Here is an 18,878-nt window from a genome sequence, read left to right as displayed (position 1 = left end):
TCTTAATCATACTTCTTTGAGATACCAATAAAATAAACTTAGTTAAATTGTGATGGCACATTTTTCACAATATTTCGAAAAGTTAAATTAATCCTTGCACCTAAATTACGTTTAGTCGTGGGTAAATGATGGAGCCAATGACTTTGTGTACAACCTTTCATTAAAAGCAAACTGCCATGCATTAATTGAATTTCAATTTTTTCATGGCTGACTTTGTGTTTAAACAAAAAGCGACGAGATGCACCAAGGCTGAGTGATGCTATAGTTCCCTGCGGTTTTAAATCTTTTTCACCATCACTATGCCACGCCATACCTTCACTACCATCATGATATAAATTTAATAAACATGAATTAAACTGTTCAGCACACTGCGCTTCTACAATTGCCTTGAGCTCTAAAAGAACAGGCGTCCACAACATGGCTTTTTTCTCAATACCTGAATAGGTATAAGAATATTGCTGATTACCATACCAAGCGACTTTACGTTTAGTCTGTATGCATCGGCCAAAAATCATGGCTTGGTCATGTTGCCAACAAATGTCTTCGAATAATTGATTAAAATATTCATCTGCACATTTAGGCGTCAAAATTTTACCGAGATACTCAACACAACCATCATAAGGTAATAAATTATTGGGCTGTATAGGTGCTAAATTTGAGTCAAAATCAAATTCTGCTTGACTGGTAGGATGTAAGTTTTCATTCAGATTTTTCATGGGTTTTAACCCCTTCCCAACCAATGATTGCAGTTTTACGTGGTGCGCCCCATCGGTATTCCCCAATCACTCCTGTCGCACGAATAACCCGATGACATGGAATTAAAAACGCAATTGGATTGCGTCCAATTGCTGTACCTACTGCGCGACTGGCTGTTGGTTGTTGAATCTGTTGCGCAATATCACCATAGGTGCTTAAGTGCCCCATCGGAATTTTAAGCAAACTCGCCCAAACTTTAAGCTGAAATGGCGTACCTTTTAAATGCAGTTTAATTTGCGCCAAACTCTGATCTTTTGCAAATATGGCCAAAGCATCACGTTGAAACTGATCAGACTGCGCAAGAAAGGTGGCCTTCGGAAAAGATTGCTGAAGATTTGAGACTGCCAAATTTTGATCCGACTCAAATGCCATCCAGCACACACCTTTGTGTGTCGATGCGATGAGCACTTCACCAAATGGTGTGGCAGAAAATTGATAGTGAATGACTAAATTTTGGGCCTGTTTTTTGTACTCAGCAGGCGTCATCCCTTCAATTTGAATAAATAAGTCATGTAAACGACTAGGGCTAGATAATCCCGTGTCATACACAGTTTCTGTAAGAGAGTAATTTTTTAAGACGCTTTTGGCGTGTTCTACACTAATATATTGCAAAAATTTTTTCGGGCTGACTCCCACCCAATGTTTAAATTGTTTTTGAAAATGAATAGGACTCACGTGCACCGCAGAAGCAATCTGTTCTAAACTGGGTTGCTCTTGAAAATGTTGATGAATATAGCGAATTGCATCTGCAATACGATCATATTGATCTATTTGTGCAGTTTCATATTCATGATTCATAAAGTTGATCTCTTCGTCTCGCCTCATATTGGTATAACAACATATTCTGCATGAAGAAAAAATCCGAATCTTGTGTTTGTGCCATTCATTTGAATTTTACACTTGTGTCAGTTATTTAGATTATTGATGAATAGATAAAAAAGCACCTCTAAAGGTGCTTTTTATTCTGAAATTTATTGTGAACGCTTAGCCTAGCTTGTTCACAATTTTCAGTGGCAAAACTTTCATTGCTAAACCTAATGGTAGCCAAGGCCATTTTGGTACATAAGCTTTAACTGGCGCTTTTTCAATTTCAGCAGCTAATAAGCGTGAACCGGTTTTTTCATCAACTTCAAAGGGTAACTTTTTCGCACCTTCATTAATTTCAGTACGAATATAACCAGGGAAAATAGTGGTTACTTTAATTGGTGTATCAATCAACTCTGCACGAATACCTTCAGCCAAAGCAGCCACACCTGCCTTACTTGCGCCGTATGCGGTTAAATGTTTAGGCATGCCGCGCATAGCGCTCATTGAAGATATAACAACTAAATGCCCTGAATTTTGCGCACGGAAAATTTCAACGGCAGCTTCACACTGGGCTAATGCAGAAATAAAATTGGTTTCTACTGTTGCACGGTTGACTTCAAAATTTCCTTTACCAATTCGACGGCCTTCCCCAACGCCTGCATTGACAATGACACGGTCAAGAGTGCCAAAATCGGCTTTAAAGGCACGAAATACTTCAAAAACTTGGTCGTAATTTGTGACATCGAGTGTTTTTGCAATCACTTTGATGCCATATTGGCTTTCCAATTCTTGTTTGAGCGTTTCAAGACGCTCTAAACGACGTGCACAAATAGCTAAGTTATAGCCTTTTTGTGCAAACTCGCGTGCCATACCAGCACCAATCCCTGAGCTTGCACCTGTAATTAAAATTGTTTTCGCCATGATAGTTCCTTTGCTTAATTTAGATCCAAGTCAATAAGTTGGGATCAACTGTTTTTATAAAATGATGTTCATTTAAACTGAGTAATTGCGGTTCATTTCCAACCAAACGCAGCGTCGTTATACTGGTGTTGGCAATGGCCCAATTGAGTGCAAATGTTTTTTCTGGACTCAGCCCTAAAATTTTGCCGACGGCGACTGAAATTACCCCTCCAGATGTAAAAACAACTGCATAGCGCGGTTTGGTTTCAGCCAATTGATTGCACAAGTTTTCTAAAGCTGTTTCGACGCGATTTTTAAATTGTGGCCAAGATTCATCATATTCATGATGAAATTCACCGCCTGTCCAACGATCAATGGCGCCTTCAAATATTTTAGATAAATAAGCACGCGGGTTTTCATGCTTAGAAACATCTTCTTTTAATAAATGCGGTTGATTAAATCGTGGCTCATACTGTGCAAATACTTGCTGATGATTAAATTCATTCCACGATGAATCCGTAATGATGTCACTTTCAGGGAAACATTCATCTAAACAAAGTTGTGCAGTTTGCTGATGACGTTGCATTGAGCCTGCAATAACTTGCGGTGCTTCTTTTAAAATGTCATTAAAATAATGCCCAAGTACAATAGCTTGTTGCTCGCCATTAGGAGAAAGCTTGTCATAGCTTTCAGCACCAAAAGAGGCTTGCCCATGACGGATTAAATAAAGCGTGGTCATTTCCCTAAAAATTCCTTCATTTTTTCAATGTACTTTTGCGCGACTTCATTGGCTTCAATTTTTTGGACTCCAATGAGTTTTAGTGCACGAATATGCAAAGCGTGAATCACAATCCAAAAATCTTTAAATGCAGGATTATTGGTCTGTTTATGGTAGTAACGGTAATAAATTTGCTGTGCAATCACAGCCAAACGGAAAATACCGAACACTTCATAAAAGGTCCAATTGTCTGTTTTTAGCCCAGTTTTTTCTAAATAATATTCAACAACTTCTTTACGGCTAAACATTCCTTTAAGATTTGTCGGTTGACGGCGTGTCGCTTTAAAAATCGCGTTATCGCCATTTTCAACCCAATATGCCAATGCTGAACCCAAGTCCATCAATGGATCACCAAGTGTTGCCATTTCCCAATCTAATACTCCAATCACTTGGGTAGGATTATTTGGATCTAAAATCACATTATCAAAACGCCAGTCGTTATGAATCACACAAGTTTTAGAGTCAGCTGGAATATTGTCTTTAAGCCAATTACGGACGTATTTAAAAGAAGGAACATTTAAGGTTTTGGCTTTTTCATAGCGCGCATCCCAACCTTCAACTTGCCGACGACAGTATCCGTCGCCCTTGCCTATTTTTTCTAAATCTGTGCCTTGATAAGGCACTTGATGTAGCTCAATGAGTTTATCAATCACATTAATGCATAATTCCCGAACTTGGCTTTCATCAAAGTTTAATTCTTTGGGTAAATTTGCACGTGGAATAATCCCTTCTACGCGCTTCATCACATAGAAGTCACAACCAATGACTGATTCATCCTGACAAAGCGCAACCATTTCAGGGAGTACAGGATAAAACTCAGACAAGGCTCTTTGTACATGATATTCACGCGCCATGTCATGTGCAGACTTGGCTTTGGTTCCCTTTGGAGGACGGCGTAAAATTAAATCTTCATTACTATACTTTAAACGATAGGTCCAATTTGAAGCACCACCCGAATATTGAGTAACTTCAACTGGACCAGAAATTTCTGCACCATGCTCAATCAGCCAATTGCCTACGGCACGTACATCCAGCTCTTCTCCCTCGCGAACCGAACCACCTACATCAATCACTGACATGATTTTTCTTCCTAATTTTGAATCTATTACAAGCTAAAAATTTATTTTAGAACTGTTTATAGCATGGTCAACACGAGGCTGCCATGCTATTTGTTGCATACAAATTTGATTATTTTTTACGACGGCTACTATAACCACGTTTAGCCAATTCTAATTTTGCAATCATGCCTTTATGCACTTCATCTGGACCATCGGCCAAACGCAGTGAACGTGCTTGTGCAAAGAAACCTGTAAGTGGTGTATCACGTGAAACGCCAGCACCACCGTGAATTTGCATGGCCATATCGACTACTTTTTCCAATACACTTGGTGCAACTACTTTAATTGCAGAAATTTCAGTTAGGGCTGCCATGTTACCCATCGTATCCATTTTATATGCAGCATATAGAGTCAGCAAACGCGCTTGATCAATCGCAACACGGGCTTCTGCTACACGTTCTAAATTACCACCCAGCTTTAAAATTTCTTTACCAAAAGCAGTTCGACTCATACCTCGGTCAATCATCAATTCTAATGATTTTTCGGCAGCACCAATACAACGCATACAGTGATGAATACGGCCAGGACCTAAACGACCTTGTGCAATTTCAAAACCTTGACCTGCACCACCAATAAAGTTTGCTACAGGTACACGCACATTTGTGAAGCTAATTTCACCATGCCCATGTGGAGCATCGTAGTCACCTAATACAGGTAACATACGTTCAATTTTTACACCCGCCGTATCAATTGGAACTAAAACCATAGAATGCTGATGATGACGATCTTTACTTTCATCTGGTGTATGCGCCATAAAGATAATGATTTTGGCATTTGGATCACCTAAACCTGAAGACCACCATTTACGGCCATTTAACACAATTTCATCGCCTTCAACGACAGCCGTGGCTTGCATATTAGTGGCATCGCTTGAAGCAACTGCAGGCTCTGTCATACAAAATACCGAACGGATTTTTCCGTCAAGCAATGGAGTTAACCACTGCTGCTTTTGTTCTTCTGTACCATAGCGCCAAATCACTTCCATATTGCCGCTGTCTGGTGCATTACAGTTAAATACAATAGGTGCAAGCAAGCTACGGCCTGAAAGTTCTGCGATATGTGCATATTCTTGCACAGATAAACCTTGTCCAAGTTCAGGACAAGGTAAAAACATATTCCATAAACCTGCAGCTTTGGCTTTATTTTTAAAAACCTCTAACTGTGCTGGCCATTGCCATTTGGTCCAATCACCACCTTGGTTCAGTTCATGAACTTCTGCCCAAAACTCAGTTTCTACAGGCTCAATTTCATCTTTAATAAAACGTTTAGTTCTTTCTACATAGTCTTGTGCACGTGCTGACAGTTCAAACATGGCATGATCCCTTTCAATATTATGTATTGCTCTTTACAACAACATACCGCGAATTCTATTATGAACAAAATGATTTAATTCCATAGCAAAATATGAATACAGTGCATAGTAAAAAAACCATTGATATGAGTTCTTTCTATCGTATTGATATGAATTTATATCCTTTATTTGTAGCAATTTACGAGCAACAAAATATATCTAAAGCAGCTCAACTGATTTGTATTACGCAATCTGCAGCCAGCCATGCTTTGCAACGCCTTAGAACACATTTAAAAGATGATTTATTTGTTCGTACTGGCAGTAAAATGTTGCCCACACCTTTTGCTGAACAGATTTATCCAGATATCAAAGATGCTCTTTTTTGTATTCAAAAAATCTCCAATCAAAATCAAAAATTTGATTCAAGCCAATTACAAACTTTAAAAATCGCCGTACATGATGAAATTGAACCGCTGATTTTTCCTAAGCTTGTTGCACATTTCCAGCAGAGCCAATTTAATATTCAGTTCTCAAGTATTAAATTAGACCGTAAAAACATTGTGGCGGACTTGGCTTCTCAGCAAGTCGATTTTGTGATTGATTTAGAACAAAATTTTGGTGATAAAATTCAGTTTCACCGCTTACAGCAAGATCATTTTGTTGCATGCTCACAGCAACTCAGCATGAACAAAGCGGAATACATCTCCGCCGAACATATTGGTGTTTCTTCAAGACGTACAGGCACTTTGGTTGAAGATATTTTTTTGAACCGTAAGCATTTATCTCGCAATATTCGGTTACGTTGTCAGCATTATTCAACTGCCCTGCAAATTTTGGAAATTCAGCCACAGGCTGTGTTAACCATTCCGCAAAATATCCTTTCGCATTTGCAAATACATCCTTCCTTGAATATTTTTGAAGTGCCTGTTGAACTGCCTTTAATGAGCCTAGGAATTTTTTGGCATAAAGATGTGGAAATGAATGCTCGGCATAATTTTTTACGTGGTGAAATTTTTAAAATTTTTGCTTAGGCTATTTTAATTAGAAATAAATTCTGCTTAGGCTATTTATATCTACATGAAGTATTCATACGTTTGGATAATCTGCACTTTTATTGTGATGAATGTTTTCTAATCTATTGTTTTAATTATTGTTAGGTGAATAATTAAGCATTATAAAACTGCACTTTCATTTATAATTTACTTCAGTTTTAGCGCTGCTGTTTCGCTATATTTGTCCTGCGTATATCTCCTCTTTATGATGCTTTCTCAATTATCTTCAGGCTGGCTGATTGCTTTAGGCATGGTGCTGTGCCTGATCTTGCTTTACCTGCTTCGTAAGCTCTCAGTTTTTCTTTCAGAACTATTTACACCTTTTAAAAAAGGTAAACGCTATTGGTGCAGAGTTGTGCATGTCAGTGATGGGGATACCCTCACCTGCACACGATTTAACTTACGCCGTTCTGAAACTAAATTGCGTTTTGCATTTGTTGATGCCCCTGAATCCAAACAAAGTTTTGGTAAAGAGTCACAGCAAATGGTGAAAAAAATGGTGTACCGCAAGTTAGTCCGCGTTGAAATTACAGATGTTGACCGCTACGGACGTTGTGTCGGATTTATCCGTCGATATGGTAAAAATATTAACCAAGAGTTGGTTAAGCGTGGTGGCGCATGGGTATATGAAGAATATATTCGTAATCCTAGCCAAAAACAGCAATGGCTCGCACTGCAACAACAAGCAAAAAAACAGAAAAAAGGCCTTTGGAAAAATCCGAATGCGATGCGCCCAAGCAGATATAGAAAACAAACTAAATAAAGCCCTGTTTTTTAGCCCACATCCTATATACATGAAAAAGCAGTTTTTATACTGCTTTTTTCGTGACAAATAACGGCTGGATCTCAAAATCACATTTCTATTTAAGCAAGATTTATTTCGTGATGCATTATTTAAAAAGTCCAGCTTCTAGTGAATAGGAGTTTTTGCACTTCCACAATAAGATTTGGATTTAAAATATAAATTAAACCGTTTTATTCCTAAGTAAAAACCTCGATTCACCATTCTATGAGCTTGCGTACCGATAAACATAGTCATACGCACTACATTCATTTTTAGATAAAACGGCCTTATTTTAAAGCTTGAATATTAAACTTGATCGGCGTAAAGTTTCATTAATTTAGTTACCCTAGTTAACCAAAATGAATTCTCGTTTAGGTTTCCGCACTTCCCTACTGCGTTCATCGCGCATGATTTGTGATGAAATCAACACCCTTTTATTACCCTACCAGCTGAATTATTCACTGTGGCAAGTCATGTTCGTTATACATGAAAAGCAAAGTTGCACTTCGATAGACATTGCAAATTATCTCAATGTCTCTAAGCCATCTATTACTAAACGTACGCTTATACTGAGTCAATTGGGCATCCTTACACAGCTAGCAACCCAAGATAAACGTCAAAAGAAAATAGCACTCAGTGATGCAGGTCTGCAACTATATCAAACTTGTGCCAGTGTTATTAATGACTTTGAACAGAGCATGATTCAACAATTTGACCAAAAAGACGTTGTGCTCAGCACTGCGCTTTTAAATACTTTGATTGATCAACTCTCAGCAAAAAATTCGGGAAATAATCATGCCTAATTCAGCGCCTTTATGGACCAAAAATTTTATTTTAGTGAGTACTATCAACTTTCAATTGGTCCTTACATTTTATCTGTTGGTAGTGGTCATTGTTGGCTATGCTGTTGCTGAGTTAGGTGCGAGTACTGCTCAAGCAGGTTTAGTCTCTGGGCTGTTTATTGTCGGCACTTTGGTTGGACGTTTATTGGTTGGACAGTTTCTGGAACGGTTTGGACGTAAGTTTAGCTTGCTCGTTGGCTTAACTGGATTTTTACTGTTTTCTTGCCTGTACTTTATTCGTTTTGACATTGGCATGTTGCTTTTCGTGCGTTTTATGCATGGCTTCATGATGGGCAAAGCACTAACCTTTTTACATAAAAAATCCCCCAGCTCATGGGGGATTTTTTAAAACGACATTGAGTGCTTGTTCAAAATTGATTTATTGAAACACTTTGAAACGTGTTGCATCATCAATATAGCCTTTATCTTTGGCTTCACCTTCCACAGAACCAAATACCAATTGTGCACGTAGTTTCCAATTGCTAGGAATACCCCATTCTGCATGAACGTGTTCATCTACAATTGGGTTGTAATGCTGCAAAGATGCACCTAAACCTTCTGTATGTAAGGCTGTCCATACTGCAAATTGTGCAATGGCAGTTGAATGTTCTGCCCAAATTGGGAAGTTTTCTGCATAAGATGGAAACTGTGTTTGTAAACCTTGTACGGTCTCTACATCTTCAAAAAATAAAACTGTGCCTACGCCTGCAGCAAAAGTTGCCATTTTTGCTGTTGTTTTTGCTGCACTTTCCTCGTCTTTTGCATAGGATTTTAATGCGTCTGCAACAAAGCCCCAAAATTTTTCATGTTGCGCATTCAATAAAATCACTGCACGTGAAGACTGTGAATTAAATGAAGATGGGCTTTGCTTGATGGTGTTTTGAATCAAATCAGTTAAATATTCAGGTGTTTGCACTACATTTTTGCCAATTGCATAGATAGTACGACGTTTTGTAATTAGATCTAAAAACTGATTTGGCATCTATTTTTTCCTTTTGAACATATTTAAACGTTAAGCAAGCCAATATTCATTAAATGTCATGAAAGGCTCAGCTCAACTGCACATTGTTGGTCTTAACATTATGCAAAAACAATTCCATTTACCATTAAAATTTGGCAATTTTTTAACCAGTTGTTAAAATTTATATGCACGTTTTCTAATAATTAAATACATAAATCTGATATACGCATAAAAAAAGCCCCTTCATTTTTTGAGGGGCTTTTTAAAATCCGTAAAATCACTTCAGTACATATCAATGCAAAATATAATGTTTAGAAATTTGCTTGTAATACTTTCGCTGAAACTTTATTTTTCCATAGATCACGCAGTGTTGGAAGGTAGAATTTTTCGCCTAGCTCTACAAGTTCTGCATCAATCAAACCGTGTACTTCATGCATAAACAAGTAATCAAGTTCAACTGTCGACAACATGGGTTGTGATTTAGAAAAATCTTTGCGTTTTTGCTGTGCTTGTTTAACAAGATTGTCTGCATATTTGCGGTCTTTGTATTGAGCTATCGCATTTAAACGTAATTCAATAATTCCCCAACCACTCAACAATAATTTAAAGGTTTCAAAGTCAGCAGTTGTCGACTCCCAAGACATTTCTTCCAAGTTTTCATTTTCAGGTAATACTGGCAGCATAAGCTCCATAACACTTGGAAAAATTTTCTTGAAATTTAAAACAAATTTAACAGGATGCTCACCAGGATAATCCTTAAATTGAACTTTCTTTTGGACATCTGTTAAATAAATATCAAACATTTAAACAACCTTTAATTAAAGCACTGTTTTTTATATTTTATTTTCGAATTGCACCATTAATGCAAAACGCAAATAAAGTTCAAAACATAAATAAGACAGGCATTTTATCAAGTATAAGGATTTATTCAATGCTCATAAGAAGATTAAAGATACCATTGATACAACTCGGCTTGACGACTCATACGCTAAATTAAATACAGTACATGACAGATCTAAGTATGAACTAGCTTACTGACACGGCAGTAATCATCATTTTACATTTCACGTTTTTAGGGTTCTTTTTTTGTGCACTTCAAATACTTAAATATTTCATGAAATTCATTGCCTGTCATCAGGCCTAAAAAATTTCACATTATATTATTAAAATCAGATATTTGTTTGACCCTTTCACCCCATTTTAACAGCGAAACTTTATGGACACGATTAAAGAAACGAAGCCCGAAATTAGCTTTAAAGAAGCTATCTTATTTTGGTTAAAACTTGGTTTTATTAGCTTTGGTGGGCCAGCGGGTCAAATTTCCCTCATGCATCAAGAACTTGTCGAACAAAAAAAATGGATTTCAGAAAAACGTTTTATGCATGCATTAAATTATTGCATGCTGTTACCTGGGCCTGAAGCCCAACAACTGGCCATCTATATGGGCTGGTTAATGCATAAGACAAAAGGTGGTGTTATTGCTGGTTTATTTTTTATTTTACCTTCACTTTTTATTTTAATAGGTCTGTCGTGGGTCTATGCTCAATTTGGCAATATCCCCATCATTGCAGGCCTATTTTATGGCATTAAACCAGCTGTTACTGCTGTCGTTTTTCATGCCACTTATCGTATTGCACATAAATCACTTAAAAATAATTATATGTACTCAATTGCATGTATTGCGTTTATTTTAATATTTGCATTTAAAGTTCCCTTTCCTTGGATTGTACTTTTAGCTGCAATCAGCGGTTATGTACTCAGTAAATTTAAAGCTGAGCTTTTCTCAGACAATCACCAAAGCACAAACTCAAAAAGTTATGGCCAAGCGATTATTGACGATCACATGCCAGCACCGCAGCATGCCATTTTTAAAGCGTCTCGACTGATTCAATTATTAGTTTTTGCTGCAGTACTGTGGTGCCTACCTATGAGCATACTGACAATAGTTTATGGCTGGTCGCATGACTTCACACAAATGGCCTGGTTCTTTAGCAAAGCCGCTCTAATGACATTTGGTGGCGCATACGCAGTTTTACCCTATATGTATCAAGGCGCTGTAAACTTTTATGGTTGGTTAAAACCAACACAAATGATTGATGGTTTAGCATTGGGTGAAAGTACACCCGGTCCACTGATTATGGTCGTGGCTTTTGTTGGATTTATGGGTGGATATAACCTTGAACTACTCGGGCCTGAACATACATTTATTGCGGGTGCTTTAGGTGCAATGATTGTTACATGGTTCACTTTCTTATTTTCATTTGTATTTATTCTTGGTGGCGCACCAATGATTGAATCGACACATAATCAAATTCAATTTACAGCGCCTCTTGCAGCAATTACAGCTGCAGTGGTGGGCGTCATACTAAATTTAGCCATTTTCTTTGTATACCATGTACTATGGCCAAAAGGTTTTGATGGGGCATTTGATTACATAGCAGCTATCATAACGTTCCTTGCCTGCATTGCGCTCTTTAAATTTCATCAAAGCGTATTACGTGTCATTGGCCTAGCTGCTTTACTCGGCATATTCATTCAACTCAGCAGGTAAACATAAGCAGATCATTGACCTGCTTATAACACACCATGTTTATACTGCCACTTGTAGTCTGCAACTCTGATTAATTTCAGCAGAAACATGTACAATTTCTTCATGGATGGATAGTGCTTTGCGAACTTGATCCGCAGTTATATTCATGTTGCCTACGTCTAAAGACAGAATACAAGAAAATTTGCCTTTACCCACCTTCCATACATGAATATCCGTAATCACAATTCGGCTGTCTAAATCTTCTATGACCTCTTGAATTTCTTCAACGACAGGATGCTCCATTTCTGCATCCAGTAAAGTTTTAGCTGTTTCGCGAATGAGCCCCCAAGACCAATGTGCAACCAAAATAGCACCAACAATTCCCAGCACTGCATCTAAAAAATCCCAACCAAAATATTTAGCTGCAAACAATGCAATGATGGCCAATACAGATGTTACGGCATCAGCTACAACATGCAAAAATGCTGCTTTTTGATTTAAATCATGATCATGCTGTTCATCTTCAGCGTGGTGGTGATGGCCATGACCGTGATGGTGGTCATGCTCATGATGATGGTGGTGATGGCCACTATCATGCAATAACCATGCGCAAACAAAGTTAACAACTAAGCCAATAACTGCAATGGCGATGGCTTCGTTATAGTGAATATTCACAGGATTAAAAAGACGCTCTATAGATTGTATGCCCATGAATAACGCAACAACCATCAGCAAAATTGCACTGGAATATCCCGCTAAGATTTCGATCTTCCATGTGCCAAAACAAAAACGCTGATCTTGTGAGTATTTACGCGCCATACGGTACGCAAAATATGCTAATCCTAAAGCTAGCATGTGTGAACTCATGTGCCAGCCATCTGCCAACAAGGCCATCGAATTAAAGAACCATCCGCCAACAATTTCAAATACCATCATGACGCCTGTCAGGACCGTGGCAATGAGTATTTTCTTTTGTGCTAGCGGGTTTCCTTCATCAAATTGGTGGGTATGGTTAGTTTTGACATTATTTAGATATTGCATTGTATTGGCCACAAATATACTCCCCTACAGTATATTTAATTCAAAAATAATTGCTACCGCCATGCCTGTTCAAAGCTAAAGAATTTGCAGAATCCAAGGCTTTGTTGCATAGAGTCTTTAAAGGTAAAGTTATCCTAAGTCACTAAAATTTAAGGCATCACTTGGGTATGTGGTCGGCCAATTTCCGTAAATTTATTTAATAGGGCTACACGAGCATGAATTTCATTTACTTGACTGGGAAAGCTTCTTGCCATTAATTTTTCGCCTAATAACTTGATGCAATGCATTTTAGTTTCAACCAAACTTCGCCGATGATAGCCTGACCATTTTTTCCATAGTGTCCTGCCTAAACGTTTAACTGTTCGAAGTAATTCATTTCGCTCTAACGAGCTGCTCTTTGTATCTTTCCATGGTTTCGCATTTTTTCTAGGTGGAATCACCGCATGCGCTTGCCGATCTGCTATGACCTGACGGCATTTCTTAGTGTCATAAGCTCCATCGGTATAAACAGAGTCAATCTGCTCATCTTGTGGAATTTGATCGAGTAAGTCACCAAGTACCTGTGAATCACTTACGTTGTTTGTTGTAAGCTGAATAGCACGTATTTGAAGGGTTTCAGCATCTATCCCAATATGAAGTTTTCTCCATTGGCGACGATATTCAGGCTGATGTTTCTTTCGTTTCCATTCACCTTCACCTAAAAACTTCAAACCAGTGGAGTCCACGAGTCGGTGAAGTCCATTACTGCTTTTTTGATAATTAATTGCAATATCAATATGCTTTTGTCTTCTACAAATAGTGGAATAATCTGGGGCTGTCCAATCTAACCCGCAAAGTTTAATCAGGCTCTGAACAAAACCTGTGACCATACGTAATGACAGACGGAATAGAGATTTCATCATTAAACAGCATTGAATAGCGGTGTCAGAGTAAGTTTGATTTCGACCATGTTTGCCTTTAGAGCGAGCATACCATTGAGTCTTAGGATCAAACCAAATTGAGATATTTCCTCGATTTATTAGTGCCCTGTTATAAGAAGACCAATTGGTTGTGCGATATTTTTTAGGTGTAGGCTTATTCATCTGAGAATTATATTGCTAGATAAGCCTTTAGAGGTAGGTTTATGCAACAAAGCCGTCTATATGCGACCCCGAATACGTCAGTTTTTCAAATCTCTTTATTCAACTCCCGATTCAAAAGTATTAGCAATTAAATATAATTCAAGTCATGACTGTGACTTTACACTATTAAGAAAAGTGAAACATTCAAGCTGTCAAAGCATAAAAACGGCTATTCGTAGCATTTTGTATGAACGTGGTTACACGCCTGCTGAAATTTCAGTATTAATCAATTAATTTTTCCTCATGGTTAGCCTCATAATAAATATGAGGCTTTCTGAATTATGCACATTTTGGAATTTTCATATTAATAATTAGATATTTATCTTTTCTTCATCATATTTTACTACTTCGATATTTTAAAAGGCAAATTAGCCTGAAAAGAATAATAACAATATAAAATTCTCCCTTGAAATTTCTAGTGAATTTTATGTAATGAATAACGCTTTAGGTATTTTAGATTTATTTTAAAATTGACATTTTTAATGTCTTAAATATCTAATAATATCATTATACTCTTTTCCATGAGCTCTGTTGAGAAAAATACCAATACAAAGAAGTCGCGACTATTTAAACATTATTCATATCTACTTTTCATAATACAAAATTATAGACCAAAAATCCCACTCTTTATATAGGTATAATCCTTTGATGTAAAACAAGATATAATATTGTTTTAAAATACAAATAAAAAATTGCATTGTAATGATATCCCGACATAGCATAATCAGGATACCCAGTGTCATAATTAATTTACGTCAAACAGAACTTAACTAGCCTATCCATCTCAAGAGAACTATTATCCTGAACCACCACATCGATTAACTCATCATAATCCTCAGCAACTATATATTCTTCTTCCAACATAACACTTTCAGTATGCTTAATAATAACCTCTTTTTTTAAAAGTTTTTGAAGAATTAAATTACCATTAAAATGACTAACCTCAGCATTTACTCTTTTAACCTTCTGAGGTTTAAAGGTTCCATTTGATTCAAAAATTCTTAATATCCTTTCAATATTTTTCCTAGTTTTTAAATTTCTATTACCAACATTCTGAAATAAATCCTCCACAGCATCAGATAACGCTAAGTCAACACTACTACCACTAAAAATATCAGGAGATATATTACTTTTTGTAGTAGGTCTATTCCTTATATTCAATAAATTACAGTTTTGAAAAACTGTATTTTTATTAAACATACAATCCCAGAAGAAGTCATAGTTTTCAAAATGTGAGTTCTTAAAAGTAATATTTTCAAAATTAAAAGTAATTTTTTTACTCGAGTTAAAGATTGGTGAAATATTTTTAAAGTAAAGTTCCTTCACAACACCATCTTGAATAAAAATTTTTTCCAGAAAATCATTTGGATTTTTTGAATATACATTAATATATATATAAATAAATAGAATGAATATATTTGATGCATAGGATATCTTTTCATCCCCTGAGAATTTAGACTTAATATTTTCAAAACACAATATCACAAAATCAATATATTTCTCCTCCTTACCAACCAAGGATGATTGAACACGATCTAGTATTTCTTTACAAAAAATATTTGCATAACCGACAAAATTTAAAGAATTTAATATTTTTTCATTTACTGAATCATCATTTAATTCAATTAAAAATTTAGAAATGGAAACTTGTAAAAAATATTTTTTCAAGAAATCATATTTAAAAGTTATACAATCACCAAAATTACTAGCCTGAACATCCAACAATAGATGCTCTTTCAAGGATATTGCTTTGATATTATCTATTGCTCCATCCAATAAAAAAATTTTATTTATTTCTAAGCAACCATCATAGTCGATCGCCAACTTAGTTAAAAAATTCAATTGTTGTTCAATATTGAAAAATTTATATTTTTTATATTCATGACCACAAATTTTATATATTAAATAATCATGACTATCTTCTTTAAGCAATGGAAAATCTGAAGACAAAAATAAGTTGTCATCCATACTAATATCATCTTCTTCATTGATAATATTCTTAGCATCTTCCTCTTTTTTATCAATCAAATATTTAACAGTATCCAACATAAATGGAATGTAACTTTCTTTATTATTATTAAATTTATTTAGTATTTTAAGTGCTTGCTTTTCCTTTTTATTATCATTGAATGATAGCTCAAAAAATTTATTTGCCTTTTCTTCATCAAATGGTTGTAATGTAACAATCGAAATTCCTGTATTATCATTCAGACTTAACTCTTCCCAAAATTGATTTCTACATGTAAATATAATTTTACAATTACCATTATTAAAACAATATTCGTTAATAATTGTATGCACAAAGCTTCTAAAGTTAAACTTATTTGATAAGTTCGATATAACCTCATCAATACCATCTAAAACTAATATTATGTGCCCATCATCTAATGTTAATCTCAATAAATCTCTGGTAAAAAAACTACTAATATCAGTGGAAAATTTATATAAATCGAACAAATCAATATTTCTATCAAACTCCTCACTATGAATTTTTTTTATAATATTTGATGAAGTCATATATATTATTTTTGTTTTTTTATTGTGTTCAGTATATTTATTTAAATACTGCTCTAATAATGTAGTTTTTCCAATACCACCTTCACCCTGAATCACTAAAATAGGTTTATAAACTGTTTTGAACCATTCATTTAAAATTTCATGGGTTCCTTTTAATCTATTTGTGTTTTCTATGATTGCATCACTAACAACATAAGCCTCTCTTTTTTTAAATTTCTGAAATTCTACTTTATCTAAAGTATTTTTGTATATATACGTTAATCCAAAGTCATCTAAGAATAAAATTTTCTTTATCTGTATTTTTTGTTCTACCAATGCTTTTTCGATTGACTGTAATCTTCTTGAACTATCTGTTATTGGTCTATCTGTTACTACTATGATTTTTTTATCTAAAATTTCTGCTCTATTTTTTAGATCAATAGCTAATTGTTTAAAATTTGAACCAGAATTTATATAAACTAGGTCAAGTGCATTTTCGAAATTATCAATATATGAATAAATTTTACATTTATATCTTACTTTTGTATTGTTACTTTGTAATTCAATTGGGTAACCATCCAACAACTTTAAATTTTGATTTTTAGAAAGATAATCTAAGGACATATCTATATTTCGACCTAAAATTTTCTTTTCAGCCTCTCCATTAGAATCATCTGATAAGATACCTAGCGTTTTTTGCAACGCAAAAATTTCATTTTCATCAGCCAAGTTAATTTCATCTTCTTTATTATTATTATTTACACCACGAACAAAGATAGAATTTTCTCGACAAATATTTTTATTATCAAAAAACTCTTTTGTAACTTTCAATATTTGTTTAGGTTGATAAATTTCAAATATATAGATTGTTTTTTCAGACAAAATATTTTTATATATTTTAAAATCAGGAAAAAAATTAAAGAAATTTTCTAGTTTATTTTTTATCTCATTTATAAATTTTTCACTTTCCAAGTTTGTGAAATTTATACCGCACACATCACCATCATCTTTTACACCAAATACTAAATATCTAGTCTGACCATGATAGTTTTTATTAGCATTAACTAATGCACCAAAATCTTTATAAAATTCCCCCCATGCTCTCGCCTTATCTCCCTTTTCATTTTCCTCCCAATACCACTGACTTTTAAACTCTAATACAGGACTTTCTTTCCTTCTTAATATCGTGTTTAGTTCTATTTTATCTAAAGTTCGCATATTACACTCAAAAAATAAGGGCTGATTAATCAGCCCTTATTTTATACTTTTTATTTCTTAATTATCAATCAATTAAGCCAATTGAGCAGCAGTAATTTTCTTAGTATCAACTTCTTTAGAAGCGTCAGTATACGTTTCCATTTTTTCGAAGCTTAAGTAATTTAACTTTGACAACGACTCAAACTCTCATCTATATAACTTTTATCTAGTTGATTAATTTTTAGTGAGTTAAATAATCTCTCCAGTCTTTGCTTGTTACCCGGATATGCACAATATAGTTGTTGAATGTCCTTAATTTTCCTAGTTGACGCAAGTTTTTCTAATGAGTTTACTACCCCTTGCTCTACACGCCCCCAATTCACATTCAACTTAGTTAAATCATATTTATAACTATTTGCTGTATACATAATATGGTAATAGTTAAATTCTTGATCAGTCGGATTCAACTTCTGTATATCATTTACAATCATATTAATCGCATCATAATTTTCACCAAACCAATTATTATTAAAATAGGACATAAAAGTATTATAAATGACACGCTGTTTTGGAAATTTTAGAATTCCATCTTGGTACGCTTTTAAATACTCTTCCTCCATCCCTAAATCAGCCAATGTGAGCAACACAATGTAATAATAAAAAGGGTCTTTCGATGCGACCTCATAATTTTCGAATAAAAAATTAAGATTTCTGATAGATTGCTCACCAAAATATTTCATATTTTTTTTAGAAATATTAGCTGAATAATCTCCACCTCTGACTTTCCATGCCTGTTGTCTTACCCATAAAGCATAATAAATATATCCAAGCGGTGAATCTGGAACAGCTTTTATCCACTCCTGCCCCACAGCAATATTTTCAATAAAATAATTGTTAGACGTCACTCTTGAGCGATTAACGATATACAACAAGCTATCTAATAATGCAGTATGCTTAAACTTTCCATCAATATTATATTCTTCACTATTTAATAAATATTTAGCTTTATCCGATATTTCTTTGAATCTCTTTTGCTCAATCATACCTATCATGGTTGATTGAGTTTCGGCATTTGTCTCGAATTTACTTTCTATTGCAAACTGCTTTTTACTTAGTTTTGAATACGAAACATCAGCATAGCTATTTATTGAAAATATACAAAATCCAATTAAAGCTAAAATATTAATTTTCATAATTTATCTCA

General features: G+C 35.0%; 16 protein-coding genes and 1 pseudogene. 5 read left to right on the top strand and 12 right to left on the bottom strand.

Going from position 1 to position 18,878, the window contains the following annotated elements; genetic code table 11:
- Positions 1 to 38: 38 nt before the first annotated feature.
- The 6 genes from EXE29_RS00845 to EXE29_RS00820 all read right to left on the bottom strand — a co-directional run bounded on the left by EXE29_RS00845 (position 39) and on the right by EXE29_RS00820 (position 5,671).
- A complete protein-coding gene (locus tag EXE29_RS00845; protein WP_120363663.1) occupies positions 39 to 716 on the bottom strand; it encodes an alpha-ketoglutarate-dependent dioxygenase AlkB family protein in 678 nt (225 codons plus the stop codon).
- Positions 700 to 1,554: a methylated-DNA--[protein]-cysteine S-methyltransferase gene (locus tag EXE29_RS00840; protein WP_106985212.1), complete on the bottom strand. Its 855-nt coding sequence runs from the start codon at positions 1,552 to 1,554 to the stop codon at positions 700 to 702. Before EXE29_RS00840 ends, EXE29_RS00845 begins: the two co-directional genes overlap by 17 nt.
- A 186-nt stretch (positions 1,555 to 1,740) precedes the next feature.
- Positions 1,741 to 2,484 (bottom strand): SDR family oxidoreductase, encoded by a 744-nt coding sequence (locus EXE29_RS00835; protein WP_120363662.1) that lies wholly within the window; start codon positions 2,482 to 2,484, stop codon positions 1,741 to 1,743.
- A gap of 19 nt (positions 2,485 to 2,503) precedes the next feature.
- The gene (locus EXE29_RS00830; protein ID WP_106985214.1) at positions 2,504 to 3,202 is read right to left on the bottom strand and encodes a histidine phosphatase family protein; all 699 of its coding nucleotides are present in this window, start codon (positions 3,200 to 3,202) and stop codon (positions 2,504 to 2,506) included.
- Positions 3,199 to 4,320: a phosphotransferase family protein gene (locus EXE29_RS00825; protein ID WP_106985215.1), complete on the bottom strand. Its 1,122-nt coding sequence runs from the start codon at positions 4,318 to 4,320 to the stop codon at positions 3,199 to 3,201. The genes EXE29_RS00830 and EXE29_RS00825 overlap by 4 nt, the downstream gene beginning before the upstream one ends.
- Before the next feature lie 109 nt (positions 4,321 to 4,429).
- Complete coding sequence (locus EXE29_RS00820) at positions 4,430 to 5,671, bottom strand: acyl-CoA dehydrogenase family protein (RefSeq protein ID WP_120363661.1); 1,242 nt, start codon at positions 5,669 to 5,671, stop codon at positions 4,430 to 4,432.
- 92 nt (positions 5,672 to 5,763) lie between these two features.
- Between EXE29_RS00820 and EXE29_RS00815 the strand changes: the two genes are divergently transcribed.
- The 4 genes and pseudogenes from EXE29_RS00815 to EXE29_RS00800 all read left to right on the top strand — a co-directional run.
- On the top strand, positions 5,764 to 6,681 hold the full coding sequence (locus EXE29_RS00815; protein WP_120363660.1) for a LysR family transcriptional regulator: 918 nt from the start codon (positions 5,764 to 5,766) through the stop codon (positions 6,679 to 6,681).
- Between the two features lie 229 nt (positions 6,682 to 6,910).
- Positions 6,911 to 7,465, top strand: a complete 555-nt coding sequence (locus EXE29_RS00810; protein ID WP_120363767.1) for a thermonuclease family protein — start codon at positions 6,911 to 6,913, stop codon at positions 7,463 to 7,465.
- Between the two features lie 380 nt (positions 7,466 to 7,845).
- Positions 7,846 to 8,289: a MarR family winged helix-turn-helix transcriptional regulator gene (locus tag EXE29_RS00805; protein ID WP_171406236.1), complete on the top strand. Its 444-nt coding sequence runs from the start codon at positions 7,846 to 7,848 to the stop codon at positions 8,287 to 8,289.
- A pseudogene (locus EXE29_RS00800) lies at positions 8,282 to 8,641 on the top strand (MFS transporter); the annotation flags it as partial. The gene EXE29_RS00805 and the pseudogene EXE29_RS00800, both read left to right, overlap by 8 nt.
- A 66-nt stretch (positions 8,642 to 8,707) precedes the next feature.
- On the opposite strand, the gene EXE29_RS00795 reads toward EXE29_RS00800, so the two are convergent.
- Together EXE29_RS00795 and EXE29_RS00790 are read right to left on the bottom strand one after the other, a co-directional pair.
- Positions 8,708 to 9,310, bottom strand: coding sequence for a nitroreductase family protein (locus EXE29_RS00795; RefSeq protein ID WP_120363658.1), 603 nt, complete (start codon positions 9,308 to 9,310; stop codon positions 8,708 to 8,710).
- A 290-nt stretch (positions 9,311 to 9,600) separates the two neighbouring features.
- A complete protein-coding gene (locus EXE29_RS00790) occupies positions 9,601 to 10,092 on the bottom strand; it encodes a hypothetical protein (RefSeq protein ID WP_120363657.1) in 492 nt (163 codons plus the stop codon).
- A gap of 413 nt (positions 10,093 to 10,505) precedes the next feature.
- Between EXE29_RS00790 and chrA the strand changes: the two genes are divergently transcribed.
- Entirely contained in the window at positions 10,506 to 11,840 is a 1,335-nt protein-coding gene (gene chrA / locus EXE29_RS00785; protein ID WP_120363656.1) for a chromate efflux transporter, read from the top strand.
- A gap of 39 nt (positions 11,841 to 11,879) precedes the next feature.
- On the opposite strand, the gene dmeF is transcribed toward chrA, so the two are convergent.
- The 4 genes from dmeF to EXE29_RS00765 form a co-directional block, all read right to left on the bottom strand.
- A complete protein-coding gene (dmeF, locus tag EXE29_RS00780) occupies positions 11,880 to 12,860 on the bottom strand; it encodes a CDF family Co(II)/Ni(II) efflux transporter DmeF (protein WP_120363765.1) in 981 nt (326 codons plus the stop codon).
- A gap of 149 nt (positions 12,861 to 13,009) precedes the next feature.
- Positions 13,010 to 13,942: an IS5 family transposase gene (locus EXE29_RS00775; protein WP_120363655.1), complete on the bottom strand. Its 933-nt coding sequence runs from the start codon at positions 13,940 to 13,942 to the stop codon at positions 13,010 to 13,012.
- 789 nt (positions 13,943 to 14,731) lie between these two features.
- A complete protein-coding gene (locus EXE29_RS00770) occupies positions 14,732 to 17,695 on the bottom strand; it encodes an RNA-binding domain-containing protein (RefSeq protein WP_120363654.1) in 2,964 nt (987 codons plus the stop codon).
- 161 nt (positions 17,696 to 17,856) lie between these two features.
- Positions 17,857 to 18,867: a hypothetical protein gene (locus EXE29_RS00765; protein ID WP_120363653.1), complete on the bottom strand. Its 1,011-nt coding sequence runs from the start codon at positions 18,865 to 18,867 to the stop codon at positions 17,857 to 17,859.
- Positions 18,868 to 18,878 lie beyond the last annotated feature (11 nt).

Origin of the sequence: Acinetobacter sp. WCHAc060006 (genome assembly GCF_004209135.1) — a bacterium.
In the GTDB taxonomy this organism is placed as follows: domain Bacteria; phylum Pseudomonadota; class Gammaproteobacteria; order Pseudomonadales; family Moraxellaceae; genus Acinetobacter; species Acinetobacter cumulans.
Note: the sequence above shows the minus strand (reverse complement) of the source record. Positions and strands in the feature narration are given on the sequence as shown.

Excerpts from the sequence above, each read along its gene's own strand:
- EXE29_RS00845 (WP_120363663.1), bottom strand. The coding sequence starts at position 716 with ATGAAAAATCTGAATGAAAACTTACATCCTACCAGTCAAGCAGAATTT.
- EXE29_RS00840 (WP_106985212.1), bottom strand. The coding sequence starts at position 1,554 with ATGAATCATGAATATGAAACTGCACAAATAGATCAATATGATCGTATT.
- EXE29_RS00835 (WP_120363662.1), bottom strand. The coding sequence starts at position 2,484 with ATGGCGAAAACAATTTTAATTACAGGTGCAAGCTCAGGGATTGGTGCT.
- EXE29_RS00830 (WP_106985214.1), bottom strand. The coding sequence starts at position 3,202 with ATGACCACGCTTTATTTAATCCGTCATGGGCAAGCCTCTTTTGGTGCT.
- EXE29_RS00825 (WP_106985215.1), bottom strand. The coding sequence starts at position 4,320 with ATGTCAGTGATTGATGTAGGTGGTTCGGTTCGCGAGGGAGAAGAGCTG.
- EXE29_RS00820 (WP_120363661.1), bottom strand. The coding sequence starts at position 5,671 with ATGTTTGAACTGTCAGCACGTGCACAAGACTATGTAGAAAGAACTAAA.
- EXE29_RS00815 (WP_120363660.1), top strand. The coding sequence starts at position 5,764 with ATGAATACAGTGCATAGTAAAAAAACCATTGATATGAGTTCTTTCTAT.
- EXE29_RS00810 (WP_120363767.1), top strand. The coding sequence starts at position 6,911 with ATGCTTTCTCAATTATCTTCAGGCTGGCTGATTGCTTTAGGCATGGTG.
- EXE29_RS00805 (WP_171406236.1), top strand. The coding sequence starts at position 7,846 with ATGAATTCTCGTTTAGGTTTCCGCACTTCCCTACTGCGTTCATCGCGC.
- EXE29_RS00795 (WP_120363658.1), bottom strand. The coding sequence starts at position 9,310 with ATGCCAAATCAGTTTTTAGATCTAATTACAAAACGTCGTACTATCTAT.
- EXE29_RS00790 (WP_120363657.1), bottom strand. The coding sequence starts at position 10,092 with ATGTTTGATATTTATTTAACAGATGTCCAAAAGAAAGTTCAATTTAAG.
- chrA (WP_120363656.1), top strand. The coding sequence starts at position 10,506 with ATGGACACGATTAAAGAAACGAAGCCCGAAATTAGCTTTAAAGAAGCT.
- dmeF (WP_120363765.1), bottom strand. The coding sequence starts at position 12,860 with ATGCAATATCTAAATAATGTCAAAACTAACCATACCCACCAATTTGAT.
- EXE29_RS00775 (WP_120363655.1), bottom strand. The coding sequence starts at position 13,942 with ATGAATAAGCCTACACCTAAAAAATATCGCACAACCAATTGGTCTTCT.
- EXE29_RS00770 (WP_120363654.1), bottom strand. The coding sequence starts at position 17,695 with ATGCGAACTTTAGATAAAATAGAACTAAACACGATATTAAGAAGGAAA.
- EXE29_RS00765 (WP_120363653.1), bottom strand. The coding sequence starts at position 18,867 with ATGAAAATTAATATTTTAGCTTTAATTGGATTTTGTATATTTTCAATA.